General features: G+C 74.6%; 12 protein-coding genes. 9 read left to right on the top strand and 3 right to left on the bottom strand.

Annotated features, from left to right (window positions below; all coding sequences use genetic code 11):
* Positions 1-48: 48 nt before the first annotated feature.
* Complete coding sequence (locus tag AC07BS_RS23540; protein WP_478643641.1) at positions 49-258, bottom strand: hypothetical protein; 210 nt, start codon at positions 256-258, stop codon at positions 49-51.
* 275 nt (positions 259-533) lie between these two features.
* On the opposite strand from AC07BS_RS23540, the gene AC07BS_RS23535 reads away from it, so the two are divergent.
* Complete coding sequence (locus AC07BS_RS23535; protein WP_478934249.1) at positions 534-1253, top strand: GNAT family N-acetyltransferase; 720 nt, start codon at positions 534-536, stop codon at positions 1251-1253.
* Here AC07BS_RS23535 and AC07BS_RS23530 read toward each other — a convergent pair.
* Positions 1213-1710 carry an N-acetyltransferase family protein gene (locus AC07BS_RS23530; protein WP_478934247.1) on the bottom strand — a complete coding sequence of 166 codons (498 nt, stop codon included), beginning with the start codon at positions 1708-1710 and terminating at the stop codon, positions 1213-1215. The two genes, AC07BS_RS23535 and AC07BS_RS23530, sit on opposite strands and share 41 nt — an antisense overlap.
* 145 nt (positions 1711-1855) lie before the next feature.
* Between AC07BS_RS23530 and AC07BS_RS23525 the strand changes: the two genes are divergently transcribed.
* On the top strand, positions 1856-2518 hold the full coding sequence (locus AC07BS_RS23525) for an NADPH-dependent FMN reductase (RefSeq protein ID WP_478934245.1): 663 nt from the start codon (positions 1856-1858) through the stop codon (positions 2516-2518).
* On the opposite strand, the gene AC07BS_RS23520 is transcribed toward AC07BS_RS23525, so the two are convergent.
* The gene (locus AC07BS_RS23520; protein WP_478934243.1) at positions 2496-4220 is read right to left on the bottom strand and encodes an ATP-binding cassette domain-containing protein; all 1725 of its coding nucleotides are present in this window, start codon (positions 4218-4220) and stop codon (positions 2496-2498) included. The genes AC07BS_RS23525 and AC07BS_RS23520 overlap by 23 nt on opposite strands.
* Before the next feature lie 329 nt (positions 4221-4549).
* Here AC07BS_RS23520 and AC07BS_RS23515 point away from each other — a divergent pair, with 329 nt between their 5' ends.
* The 7 genes from AC07BS_RS23515 to AC07BS_RS23485 all read left to right on the top strand — a co-directional run bounded on the left by AC07BS_RS23515 (position 4550) and on the right by AC07BS_RS23485 (position 12790).
* Positions 4550-5836 carry a hydroxymethylcytosylglucuronate/cytosylglucuronate synthase gene (locus AC07BS_RS23515; RefSeq protein ID WP_478934241.1) on the top strand — a complete coding sequence of 429 codons (1287 nt, stop codon included), beginning with the start codon at positions 4550-4552 and terminating at the stop codon, positions 5834-5836.
* A 149-nt stretch (positions 5837-5985) separates the two neighbouring features.
* Positions 5986-6984: a cytosylglucuronate decarboxylase gene (gene blsE, locus AC07BS_RS23510; RefSeq protein ID WP_478934239.1), complete on the top strand. Its 999-nt coding sequence runs from the start codon at positions 5986-5988 to the stop codon at positions 6982-6984.
* Positions 6972-7907, top strand: a complete 936-nt coding sequence (gene blsF / locus AC07BS_RS23505; protein ID WP_478934237.1) for a CGA synthase-related protein — start codon at positions 6972-6974, stop codon at positions 7905-7907. Before blsE ends, blsF begins: the two co-directional genes overlap by 13 nt.
* A 62-nt stretch (positions 7908-7969) precedes the next feature.
* Entirely contained in the window at positions 7970-9136 is a 1167-nt protein-coding gene (gene blsG, locus AC07BS_RS23500) for an arginine 2,3-aminomutase (RefSeq protein ID WP_478643655.1), read from the top strand.
* Positions 9133-10311 carry a DegT/DnrJ/EryC1/StrS family aminotransferase gene (locus tag AC07BS_RS23495; protein WP_478643657.1) on the top strand — a complete coding sequence of 393 codons (1179 nt, stop codon included), beginning with the start codon at positions 9133-9135 and terminating at the stop codon, positions 10309-10311. Before blsG ends, AC07BS_RS23495 begins: the two co-directional genes overlap by 4 nt.
* Positions 10308-11558, top strand: coding sequence for an ATP-grasp domain-containing protein (locus tag AC07BS_RS23490; protein ID WP_478934235.1), 1251 nt, complete (start codon positions 10308-10310; stop codon positions 11556-11558). Before AC07BS_RS23495 ends, AC07BS_RS23490 begins: the two co-directional genes overlap by 4 nt.
* Positions 11555-12790 (top strand): MFS transporter, encoded by a 1236-nt coding sequence (locus AC07BS_RS23485; RefSeq protein ID WP_478934233.1) that lies wholly within the window; start codon positions 11555-11557, stop codon positions 12788-12790. The genes AC07BS_RS23490 and AC07BS_RS23485 overlap by 4 nt, the downstream gene beginning before the upstream one ends.
* Positions 12791-12835: the final 45 nt, after the last annotated feature.

The raw sequence follows: 12835 nt of genomic DNA, 5'->3' as shown, positions 1-12835 counted from the left end.
GGAGCCGCGCGGCGGGGGCCCGGTCGGCGGGGGTGTCCCCCGTACGGGTCACCTGTTGTGGTCGCCCTCGATGCGGAGCCGCTCCTCCACCTGCCACTCGTTCTCGTCCATCTTCACGGCGTCCTTGCCGTTGGCCCGCCGGTCGGGGTCGTCCTCCGGGTAGCCCTCCTCCTCGGCGCGTTCCTTGGCCCGGTCCTTGGCCCGTTGTTCAGCCCGGTCGTCCGTCCGGCGGCCCTTGAACCGGTCGAAGATGCCCATGCGACGGCTCCTCCCTGGGGTGTGGCTCCCAGCCAACCCGCCACGCCGCCGCACGGCCCGCCGGCGTACTCCGTGCGGGTGATGGTCGTGAGCGGCCCGAAGGCCGGGCGCGCGGCACAATTCACCGGACATTCACCCGGAGTTCACCCTGATACGGGACGGCCGGGCGGAAGGTGGCGGTACGGGCGGTGCACGACCAGGGGCCGCGCGCGGCGCTAGCATCTGTGCACTCATCGGTGCACGTCATGAGAGTTCCGCTGGCGGGAGGGTGCGCTGTGCGACGCCTCGCGACGGCCCGGCGCGCGACCCGGGTGGCGGGCCGGCCCGACCGGCTGCACCGCGCGCTGCTCAGTCTCCTCGACGGTGCCGACATCGCCTGGCACTCCCACTGCCGTGACCTGCCCCGGCGCGCCCGGCGCCTGGTGTGGGCCCGCCCGGCCAACGGCGGCACCCTCCCCTTCCGCCGCCGGGGCCGCCTGGCGGCCGGTGCCGTGCTCGCGGTCCGGGCGGTCCTGCGCCGGCGCGTACGGCTGTCGGACGGGCGGCACGTGACGCTCCGTCGCACCCGCCCCGCCCGCCGGCGGGACCGCCGGGCCGTCGGCACACTGCGGGTGCTGTGCGGGAGGACGACCCGCTCCTGGATGCCGGGGGAACCGCTGCCGCCGGGCTGGCACGGGCGCGGCGTCCTGGCGGTGGCCGCGGGCGGGCGGGCCGTGGGATGGGCGGGGCTGGTCGGGGACGCGCCGGGCACCGAGGTGGTGCTGCTGATCGCCCCGGCGTGGTGGGACCGGGGCCTGGGCGACGTCCTGGCGCGCGAGATCGTACGGACCGCGGACGCCCAGGGCCTGCGCACCCTGTGGACCCGCACCGCCAGCGGCGACACCGGCACGGCGAGCGCCCTGCGCTCCACCGGCCTGGAGGTGGAGTCGGGCGACGACGGCACGACGTCGACCCTCACCCTGCACCTCCCGACGCCGGACCCCGGACGGGCATGACGTCGGCCTGGAGCAAGCGTGAGGAGACCACGAACCCGTGCCGGGCGTATGCCGTGACGGCCCGCTCGCTGGAGTGCACGGTGACCCGCTCCAGCCCGAGACCACGGGCCTGTTCGAGAACCGCCTCGATCAGCTCACCGCCCAGGCCCCGCTCCCGCTCCTCCGGCACCACGTACACGCATTGCACATCGCCCGACGCCCGTTCGAAGGCGCGTGGGTGCGGTACCCGCTGAGTGACCGCCAGCCAGGCCATGCCGATCACGTCATCGCCACGGGCCATCACCACGCACCGGTGCGACGGCTCATGAGCCCGCGCCCACGCCACGAACCGGGGCACGAACGCGTCCAGCGCTGCCACGCCCGCCGTCCCGTGGACTTCCCGCACCCACCGCCAGCGCAACGCGGCGACCGCGCGCAGGTCCTCGGGACGGGCGAGGCGTATCGCAATATCGTTCACGACGCCATCCTGGCGTACGCCCACCGCCCCGGCCCGGACGGAGCACGTCGTCTCGCCCATACGTCCTGGGCGGACGACACTGGAGGCAGGGAGGGCGCGCCGACGCCCGCCCTCGTGCGTGCGTCTAGCGGAAGGACGGGACGGCATGGCTGCCGACGACCGGCCGGTTCCCTTGCGCGTGCTGGTCTTCGGTGCCGCCCTGCGGGCCGGGTCGACCAACGCGCGGCTCGCCGGGCTGGTGGCCCGGTTGCTGGAGGAGGGCGGGGCGAGCGTCGATCACGCCACGATGCGCGAGTTCGACATGCCGTTGTACGACGGCGACGCCGAGGAGGCGCGGGGGCTGCCCGAGGGGGCGCGGCGGCTGCACGACCGGATCGCGGCGTGCGACGCGCTGGTGATCTCGTCGCCGGAGTACAACGCGTCGGTGCCCGGGCTGCTGAAGAACGCCATCGACTGGGTCTCCCGCTTCCGGCCCCAGCCGTTCAAGGACAAGCAGGCCCTGCTGATGTCCGCCTCGCCCTCCCTCGTGGGCGGCAACCGCGGTCTGTGGTCCCTCAGGATTCCGCTCGAACACCTGGGCACCCGCGTCTACCCCGACATGTTCAGCCTCGCCCGGTCCCCCGACGGCTTCACCGAGGACGGGCTGCTGGCCGACCCGGCGCTCCAGCGGCGTCTGGCGGAGACGGTGACGTCCTTCCTCGCCCTCGTCGAGGCCGACACCCGCTACGTCTGTCTGCGCCGGCGCTGGTACGAGTTCCTCGGCGACTGCAACGATCGCCAACCCGTCACACTCCGCGCCGAGGGCTGAGGGTGCCGCCTTCCGCACCGGACGGCTCGGCCGCCCCCTTGCCCCGGGCGCGCACGACGCGGCCCTCGTCCCAGACGGGTTGGGTGGTCTCCACGACCCGGCCGTCCTCGCGGAAGACGAGGTAGCGGTCGAAGGCCCGGGCGAACCAGCGGTCGTGGGTGACGGCGACGACCGTGCCGGTGAAGGCCGCCAGGGCCTCTTCCAGGGCCTCGGCCGACATCAGGTCGAGGTTGTCGGTCGGCTCGTCCAGGAGCAGCAGGGTGGCCCCGGAGAGCTCCAGCAGGAGGATCTGGAAGCGGGCCTGCTGGCCTCCGGAGAGCGTCTCGAACGGCTGTCGGCCGGCGGCGGCGAGGCCGTAGCGGCTGAGGGCGGACATGGCGTCCTGCAGGCCCACTCCCGGCCGGTCGCCGTCGCCCCGGCCGAGGATGTCGACGGGGGTGCGGCCCGCCCATTCCGGGTGCCGGTGTGTCTGGGCGAAGAGGCCGGGCCGTACGCGTGCGCCCAGGCGGCACTCGCCGGTGTGGGCGACCGACGGCGGGGCCCCGCCGTCCGCCCCGCCGTCCGCCCCGCCGCCCGTCTCGTCGAGCAGGCGCAGGAAGTGGCTCTTGCCGGAGCCGTTGGAGCCCAGGACGCAGACGCGGTCGCCGAAGAAGACCTCCAGGTCGAAGGGGCGCATGAGGCCGGTCAGTTCGAGCTCACGGCAGGTGACGGCCCGCAGGCCGGTCCGGCCGCCGAGCAGGGCCGGGGCGACGCGCTGGGCGCGGGGCGGGGCGGGTGGTGGGCCGGCCTCCTCGTACTTCCGCAGCCGCGTCTGGGCCGCGTGGTAGCGGGAGGCCATCTCGTCGCTGATGGAGGCCTGCTGCCGGAGGGTGCGGACGAGCTCCTTGAGCTGTTCGTGCTTCTCGCTCCAGCGCCGACGCAGTTCCGCGATTCGTTCCCAGCGCGCCTCGCGGGCGGCGTGCCAGGTCGCGAAGCCGCCGCCGTGGGTCCACGCGGAACCACCCTCAAGGGTGACCACCTGGGTGGCCGTACTGCTGAGGACCTCGCGGTCGTGGGTGATGAGCAGGACGCCCTTGCGGGTGTTCCGGAGCTGTTCCTCCAGCCAGCGTTTGCCGGGGACGTCCAGGTAGTTGTCGGGCTCGTCGAGCAGGAGGAGCTCGGCGGGGCCCCGCAGCAGGGCTTCGAGGACCAGGCGCTTCTGCTCGCCCCCGGAGAGGGTGGAGACGTCGCGGTACTGGGCGGTGGTGAAGGGCAGGCCCAGGGCCGCGACGGTGACGGTGTCCCAGAGCACCTCGTACTCGTAGCCGCCCGCCTCGCCCCAGGCGGTGAGCGTCTCGGCGTACCGCAGCTGGGCGGGTTCGTCGTCGTCCTCCATCAGGACGAGCTCGGCCGCGTCGACGGCGGAGGCGGCGGCGCGCAGCGGCGGGGGCGCGACGGACAGCAGCAGGTCGCGTACGGTGCGGCCGTCGCGGACGCCGCCGATGAACTGGGGCATGACGGCGACGGCCCCCTGGGCGCGGATCGCGCCCCGCCCGGCCGGGAGCTCTCCGGCGAGCATGCGCAGGAGGGTGGTCTTGCCGGCGCCGTTGTCGCCGATCAGGGCGACGGTCTCGCCGCCCGGCACGCGGAACGACACGTCGTGGAACAGCTCGCGCCCGTCGGCCAGGGTGTGGGCGAGGGTGGTGGCCTCGAGGTAGCCCATGCGGGAAGCGTAGCCACATCGCGCCCGCCTCCGGCTCATTAAGGCCATACGGTTGGCCTGGGCGGCCGTACGCGCCCCCCGGCGCGCGCCGGGCAGCGGCGGGCCTTCCCCTGTCACATGTAGCCCACCCGCACCGCTTGCCCCACCGTTCGACTTGTCATTGCCTCACTGACCACTAAAAGTGGATTTAACGTACTTATCTGCCGTCACCTTATTCCTCCTCGGCCGACTGGAATCCACCGATACGGCCTTGTGCCGCCGGTGGGATTCCGTGAAGGCTGGCTCCGGCAACCTTCACGCCCGTCCATAGGAAGGCCGCGGAGAAGACGATGCGCCCGGTTCCCGATGTGCCACCGCCGAACCTCCGACCGACCACCGACGCGCGACCGCCGGCGCCGGACGGCGGGCAGGAGCCCGTCACCGTCGCCCTGTCGGGCGCCGAGTTCGGCTGGGGCAGCTCGGGGAAGCTGAGCGCCGTGCTGGCCGCGCTGCGCGAGCGGTCCCCCGTCCCGCTGCGGTTCGTCGGCCTCGCCTCGGGCATCGGGCGGCCCCTGCTCGCCGAGCACTCCATCGACGCCTGGTACGACCTGCCCGACTCCGCCGAGGGCCGGCACGCCACCGTCGAGGAGATCGTCCGGTCGCAGGGGGTACGGGCGGCGGTGGTCGTCCTGGACGGCCCGGTCGCCAAGGCGCTGGAGTCGGCCGGCGTACCGACCGTCTTCGTGGACAGCCTGCCCTTCCTGTGGACCGAGGGGGACCGCGCCGCCCTGCCGCTGGACGTGACGGTCTACTGCGCCCAGCGGTGCGTCGAACTGCCCCCCGAGTCACGCGACGTCCTCGCCTCCATCGCGTCGCTGCGCTGGGTCGAGGCCGTCATCGGCACGCCGTCCGCGGCCCGCCCGCGGCCGGAGGCCGCCCTGCCCTGGCGCAAGGCCCTGATCAACCTCGGCGGGCTCCGGGCCCCGCGCCTCGCCGACTGGACGGCCTACCCGCGCCTGGTCGTCCCCGCCGCCCTGGAGGCCCTCGCCGCCCACGGGGTGCGCGAGGCCCACCTGGCGGGCAACGTCCCCGTCGGGCTCCTCGCGGGGCTCGTCGAGCGGCCCCCGCTGCGCGTGACCGCCGGGCCGCTCCCCCACGGCGCGTTCCTCGCCGAGCTGGCCTCCTGCGACGTCCTCCTCACCTCGCCCGGCCTCACCACCCTGCTGGAGGCCGGCCACGCCGGGGTGCCGGCCGTCTGCCTGCCCCCGCAGAACCTCAGCCAGATCTTCAACGGCCGCGCGCACTGCAAGGCCGTCGGCGCCGACGTCCGCGTGGTGTGGCCCGAGTCCGTCTTCTCCGAGGACGAGGCGGTCACCCTGCGCGCGAAGGGCGAGGACCACGCCCTCGAACTGGTCTACGGCGCCATCGGCAAGGCGGCGGCGCGGGAGGGCGACGCCCCCGCGGGCGGCACCCCCACGACCGCCGCCCTCCGCCGCGCCGTCCTGGACGCCCTGCGCCAGGCCGGCGAGGTCGCCGACTGGGGCGCCCTCACCACGGCCGTCGGCACCGGCGGCGCGGCCCAGGTGGCCGACGCCGTACTGGCCGCGGCACGCCCGGCCGCCGCGCCGCCCGCCTGATCCCCGCCGATCGGCCGACGGCCGCGACGGCGGCCCCAAGGCGTCCGACCGGCGCCGGCCCCTCGCGCCCCGCGCCGGCCCCAGGCATGCCCCGCCCCTCCCGTCTCTCCCCTCCCTTCCCGCGCACGGTCCGAAAGGCCCCGCATTCGATGCCCGAGCGTCAGCGTGACCGCTATCTGTTCATCCGGATCCTGGAAGCCTGCAACGCCGACTGCTTCATGTGCGAGTTCGCGCTCTCCCGCGACACGTACCGCTTCGGCACCGACGACTTCGCCGACCTGCTGCCCAAGGCCCGTGCGGCCGGGGTTCGTTACGTGCGCTTCACCGGCGGCGAGCCGCTGATGCACCAGGACGTCGTGGAGCTGGTGCGCGCGGGCACGGCGGCGGGCATGCGCATGTCCCTCATCACGAACGGCATGCGGCTGCCGAGGATGGCGGAACGTCTCGCCGGCGCCGGCCTGGCCCAAGTGATCGTCAGCATCGACGGCGGCTCCGCCGCGACCCACGACGTCTACCGCCGCTCCCCCGGCATGTTCGGCAACGGGATCGACGGGCTGCGCGCCGCCGCCGCGCTCGGTGTCCTGCCGAGGGTCAACACGGTCGTCGGACCGCACAACTACACCGAGATGCCCCAGCTGCAGAAGGTCCTCACCGAGGCGGGCGTGCGCCAGTGGGAGCTGTCCGCGCTGAAGCTGGACCGCACCATCACCTATCCCGACCCCGACCACGTGCGCCGGGTGTGCGACCCGATCTACGACGCCGACCCGCAGGACCTCCTCGTCCCCCTCGGCAAGCGGTTCTACGGCGACACGCCGCCCGAACAGGAACGCTACTTCGCGGAGTCCCTCACCCCGCGCGCCTCCCGGCCGCTGTGCCATGTCGTGGACGACGTCATCTACATCGACGGACGGTTCGGGCGGATGTACGCGTGCAGCTGCCTGCCGCACCGGGACGGCGACGACGGCCCGGCCGGCGGCGCGCCGCTGCGCGAGGGTGGCACCCTGCTGCTCGACACGCCCGTCTTCCGGGCGCACGCCGGCTTCTTCCGCGAGCACGGCCCCGAGCTGTGCGCGGGCTGCTCCACGACCGCCGCGGGATACAGCGACGACGTCGCCCGGCTCGGTTCGGTGCCGCCGTGGCGGTACTGACCCCGGGCGGCGTGCCCGCCCTCCGTCTGCGCGTGCTGCTCGTGTCCCGGGACGAGGAGCTGGACTCCGTCCTCGCCCTCCGCCGTGTCGCCGCGCACCTCGGCGAACTCGCCACGACCACCGAGGCGTCCCCCGACGCGCCGCCGGACGCGGCCCTGGTGTGCGACGACGAGGCGGCGACCGACCGGCTCACTGCCCTCGGCGTCCCCGTGGTGCACCTGTCCTCGGGCCACCACGTCGCCGACGGCCCCGACGGCCCCACGGACGGCACCCCGGGCGCGCCGGCCCCGGCGGGGCGGGCGACGCTGCGCAGGGCGCACCGGCCCGGCTGGCTGCCCGGGCCCGGCCGGCGGCCGACCGGGGTGCTCGCCCCGGCCCGTACGGCCAGGAGCCGCTCCCGGTCGGGCACCCTGGTGCTGCTGTCCCTGTGGGGCGTTCCGGACGACGAGGCGCGGGCGGTGTGCGGCGGGCCGCTGCGGGAGCTCGTACGCGCCGCGGTGGAGCGCACCGGGCGGTGCCGGGTGGTCTGCGACACCGCGCTGGACGTCGCCGGCGCGGCGCTCGACGGGCCGTCCGGTTCCGGTCGGGTGCCGCTGAGCCGCGCCGCCGAGGTCGACGTCGACGGGCTGCACGCCGGATGCGAGGTCCTGCTGGCCTCGCCGACGCTGGGGGCGCTGGCGCTCGCCCAGGCGCGGCGCGCGCCCCTGGTGTTCCTGCCGCCGCTGGGAGCGGCGCAGGCGGACCTGGCCGAGCGTGTGGCCCGCGTGGTGCCGGTGCCCGTGGCCGGCGACCCCGGCGATCCGGCGCTGTGGGCGCCCCCGGACGGCGGGCCGTGGGGGGTGCTGGACCCGGCCGCCGACGACCTGCGCGGGGCGCAGCGCGTCGCCCGCAGCGTGCGGCAGCTCTCCCTCGCCCCTCCCTGACCGCCCCTCTCGCTCCGCCCGCCCCTCCGAAGCACCGCTCGCCTGTCGACCCTGGAGCCGCCATGTCCGGCACACCCGGCGAACACGACGCGACCGCAGACCCGGCCGGCTTCCGGCCACGCATCCCCGCCGAGCAGTGGGACGACTGGCGCTGGCACATGCGCAAGCGCGTCAACACCACCGAGAAGGCCCGGCAGTGGATCCGTCTCACCCCCGACGAGGAGAAGGCCGTCGCCGGTTCCGCCGGCAAGTACCGGTGGAGCGTCACGCCCTACTACGCCTCCCTGATGGACCCCGACGACCCCTCGTGCCCCATCCGGTTGCAGGCCGTGCCGGCGCCGGCCGAGCTGACGGAGTTCCCCGGTTCCGACGTCGACCCGGTCGGGGACATGTTCTACCGGCGGACCAACCGGGTGGTGCACAAGTATCCGGACCGGGTGATCCTGCTGGTCACCGAGGCGTGCCCGGTCTACTGCCGGCACTGCACCCGCAAGTTCCACACCACCGACGTGACCGGCACCTATTTCCGTGACGACGAGGGCGGGTCGTTCGAGGAGGACCTGCGCTACATCGCCGACCACCCGGAGATCCGGGACGTGCTGCTCACCGGCGGCGACCCGCTCTCGTACCAGGACGGCAAGCTGGAGGAGCTCGTCTCCGGGCTGCGGGCGATCCCCAGCGTGGAGATCATCCGCATCGGCAGCCGGTTCCCCGTGCTGCTGCCGCAGCGCGTCACCGACGGCCTGTGCGCGATGCTGGAGCGCTACCACCCGGTGTGGCTGAACACCCACTTCAACCACCCCAAGGAGATCACGGCCGAGTCCGCGGCCGCCGTGGACCGGCTGCTGCGGCACGGCATCCCGGTCGGGAACCAGACCGTGCTGCTGCGCGGGGTCAACGACGACGTCGCCACGATGCGCACGCTCATGACGGAGCTGCTGCGCATCCGCGTCCGGCCCTACTACCTGTACCACTGCGACAACGTCACCGGTGTCTCGCACTTCATGACCTCCGTGGAGAAGGGCTGGGAGATCATGGAGGGCCTGCAGGGCCACATCACCGGGTTCGGGGTGCCGCAGTACGTCCTCACCACGAGGATCGGCAAGATCCCCGTCGCCCGGCCGTACTTCACCCTCACCGCCGACGGCCTGCGGCTGCGCAACTTCCGCGGTCAGGAGATGGTCGTCGACCCCGCCGCGTACCCGATCACGGAGGCCGACGCCCCATGAGTCTCGACAAGCGCCTCGGACAGCGGTTCCTGCCCTACGGGGCCAACTACCTCGACTGGTCGGACATGCACGAGCTGCGCGCGGCGATCGAGGACGGCGTGCTGTTCCGCTACCAGACCGAGGGCGAGAGCATCGCCTCCCGGCTGGAGCGGCGCGTCGCCGAACGGCTCGGCGCCGGGCACGTCCTGGCCGTGCACAACGGCACCGAGGCCCTCCGGCTGGCGCTGATCTCCACCCGGCCGCGCACCGGCGACGTCGTCCACATCCCGGCGGTCACCTTCGTGGCGGTGGCGGGGGCGGTGCTCGCCAGCGGGCTGGTCCCGGTCCTCGTCGACGTCGACGCATCGCTCTCCCTCGACCCCGCCCTGCTGCCGCCCGGCGCCGAACGGGTGATCGTCGCCCATATGGAGGGGACGGTGGCCCGGCTGCCGGAGGGCGTGCCGTACGTCGTCGAGGACTGCGCCCAGGCCCTCGGCGCGCGCTTCCCGGACGGCCGGTACGCCGGCACCGCCGGGTACGCCGGGACGTACAGCTTCCACCACAACAAGGTGCTCACCTCCGGCGAGGGCGGCCTGGTGGTCACCGGCGACCCGGACGCGTGGGCCACCATGCGCCGCTACCACGACCACGGGTCCGCGCGGGTGCCCGGCCGCTACCCCACCTGGAACCCGGACGCCCATTACGGGGAGAACTTCGTCACCAGCGAGGGCGTGGCGGCCATCCAGTTCCAGCAGTTCCGTCACCTCGACGAGCTGATCGCGGGCCTGGAGCGGCAGCACGCCCTCGCGATGGACGACCTGCCGGCCCGTACGGACCTGCGGGTCCTGCCCCGACCCCCGGGCGATATGAAGATCAGCCTGCGCTTCCGCTGGGAGAGCCGGGAGCTGCGCGACGCGGCCGTCGCCGCGCTCACCGCGCGCGGCATCGCCAACTGGACGCTCGGCAAGTACTTCCTGCCGGAGCATCCGGTGGTCGCCGGCCGGCGGTCGCTCTACGCCGACGGCTTCCCGTGGAGCCTGGCGCCCGACGGGCCACTGGCGATCAGCCGCGACGGGTTCGCCCGCACCCGCGATCTGCTGGACCGCACCCTGTGCGTGCCGCTGTCGCCGGAACTGTCCGAGCAGGAGCAGATCCTGGCCGTCAAGGCCCTGCGCCAGACCCTGGAGGCCGTGTGAGCGGGGAGGAGACGGGCGCGGACGGGACGAGCGGTGCCGCGCCGGTGCTGCTGCTCGTGGACGACCGGCCCTGTTCCTTCGGCCGGTACGCGGTCCGGGCGCTGCCCGGGCGGCTGGTGCTGCTGCGCTTCGCTGAGGTGCGGCGCGACCTGCCGGACGACTATCTGCGCGAGACCGCGCACCTGCCCGCGTTCTGGGTGCGCGAGGGCGTCCCGCTGGAGGAGGAGGCGCGGCGCTACGAGCGGTGGGCCGCGGACACGCTGCCCACCCCGCCCGGTCGCTTCTGCAATCCGTCGGAGCCGCGGCAGGCCGTCGCCCAGCGGTTCGCGGAGCTCGCAGGGCTGCCGCACCTGACGGGGCGGCAGGTGAGGTGGGTGCGCGACAAGGCCGCCATGAAGGACCGGTTCCGGGAGCTGGGGCTGCGCACCGCGCGGTACGCGCGGGTGGCGGACGCGGCCGGCGTCGAACGGTTCGCGGCGGCGCACGGCTGGCCCGTGGTGCTCAAGCCCGTGGACTCCTTCGCCTGTGTGGACACCTTCCGGCTGACCGGCCCCTCCTGCCCGGCGGGGATCGGCTTCGGCGACCGGGAGTGGATGGTGGAGGAGCACCTCGGCGGCACCGAGTGGGAGGTGTGCGGGCTGATCCACGACGGGCGGGTGCTGGACGCCTGGCCCAGCGCGATGCCGTGCCGCCCGCTGGACATCGTCGACGGCGCCATGAACGCCAACATCAGCGTCGCCACGGCGGAGGCCCCGCCGGTGGACCTCAGGGCCCTGCTCCAGCGCATCGCCACCGGCATGGGCCTCGACCACGGCTACGTCCACATGGAGTTCTTCCTGATCGACGGCGAGGTCCACGCGGGCGAGATCGGGGTCCGGCTGGCGGGCTGCGAGATCACCGCCAACCACGGGCACGCCTACGGCTTCGACGTCTTCGGCGCCACCCTCGACGTCTACCTGGGCCGCCGCCCCGCCCTGCGCTACGGCGAGCGGCGCTGCGCCGGCGACCTGCTGCTGCCCCTGCCCGGCTCGGGCGTCGTGCGGGCCGTCACCCCCAGGGAGGAGCTGTTGCGCATCCCCGGGGTCGTCGACGCCGTTCTCAAGGTGGGCGTCGGCGACGCGGTGGCGGCACGCCGTGCCTCGCACAACGCGTCCGGGTACGTCCATGTGACCGGTACGTCGATCGGCGAGGTGGAGAACCGTATGCGCGAGGTCCTCGACGCGTTCACCATCGAGGTGGCCGCGTGACGAACGGGCTGCCCCGCCGCTTCCTCGACCTGCTGACCCGCCATCATGTGACGGGCGCGGCCTGGTGGAGCGTGGTCTCCCGGCTGCCCGTGTACCTGATGTCGCTGGCCGTGGTGCTGGTGGTGCGGGAGCAGGGCGGCAGCTACGCCCAGGCGGGGATGGTCGCCGCCCTCTACACCGCGGGCATGGCCGCGGGCAGCCCGCTCGTCGCCCGGTACGTCGACCGCAGGGGGCGGCGCCCGGTGCTGGTCGCCACCGGTCTGGTCTATCCGGCGGCGCTCGCCCTGCTGGTGTGGGCCACCCGGCCGGGCGGCTGGGGCCAGCCGGTCACGGCGGTCGTCGCCGGGGTGGCGCTGCCGCCCGCCAACGCCTGCATGCGTTCGTTGTGGGCGCGGCTGCCGCTCTCGGACGACGAGCGGGAGATCGCCTATCTGTGGGAGGCGCTGCTCACCGAGGTCCTGGTGATCGGGGCGCCGCTGATGCTGGCGGCGCTGATGGTCCCGGGCTCGGCCGGATCGGCGCTGACGACCGTGGCGGTGACGGGCGGCGTGGGCGCGTTCGGGCTGGGTCTGGTCCTGGCCCGGCTCCCCGGCGGGGCCGGGGCGCGGGACGCGGAGGCGGCCGGGGGCCCGCGCCATCCGCTGGGGCCGCTCAGGGAACCGGCGATGCTGGCGCTCACCGGCGTCATGGCCGTGTGCGCGGTGCCCATCGGGCTGATGACGCTGGCCATTCCGGCGTTCGTCGACGAGCACGGCTCGCCGGGCGGCACGGGCGTGGTGTACGCCTGCTGGGGTGTGGGCAGCGCGGTGGGGGCGCTGTGGCTGGGGCGCGCGCAGTCCGAGGTCGCGGTGCACCGGCGGTTCCCGCGGCTGGTGGCGGCCTATGCCCTGGGCACGGCGCTGCCGGTGGCGGCCACGTCCGAGCTGACGCTGGGGGTGGCGCTGGCGGTGGGCAGCGTGCCCATCGCCCTGGTGGCGGCCAGTGAGATGACGCTGGTCAGCAGGGTGGCGGACGGCCGGCTGCTGACGGAGGCGTTCACCTGGGCTTCGCTGGCGACGGTGGTGGGCGACGCCGTGGGGCAGCAGGCGGGCGGGCTGCTGATGGATCCGCTCGGGCCGCGGGGGGTGTTCGCGGTCGCGGCCTGTGCGGCCGCGGTGGGCGCCTGTCTGGCGTTCGCCGGCCGGGGGACGCTGGGCCGCCGGTCGGCCGTCGTGGCGGAGCACGCGGCATGACCGGCCGCCGCCCGCCCCGGGCCCCACCCCGTAGCGGCGAACCCC

It is taken from the genome of Streptomyces sp. NPDC044063, assembly GCF_056434285.1.
This window is presented reverse-complemented; position numbering and strand designations above follow the sequence as displayed.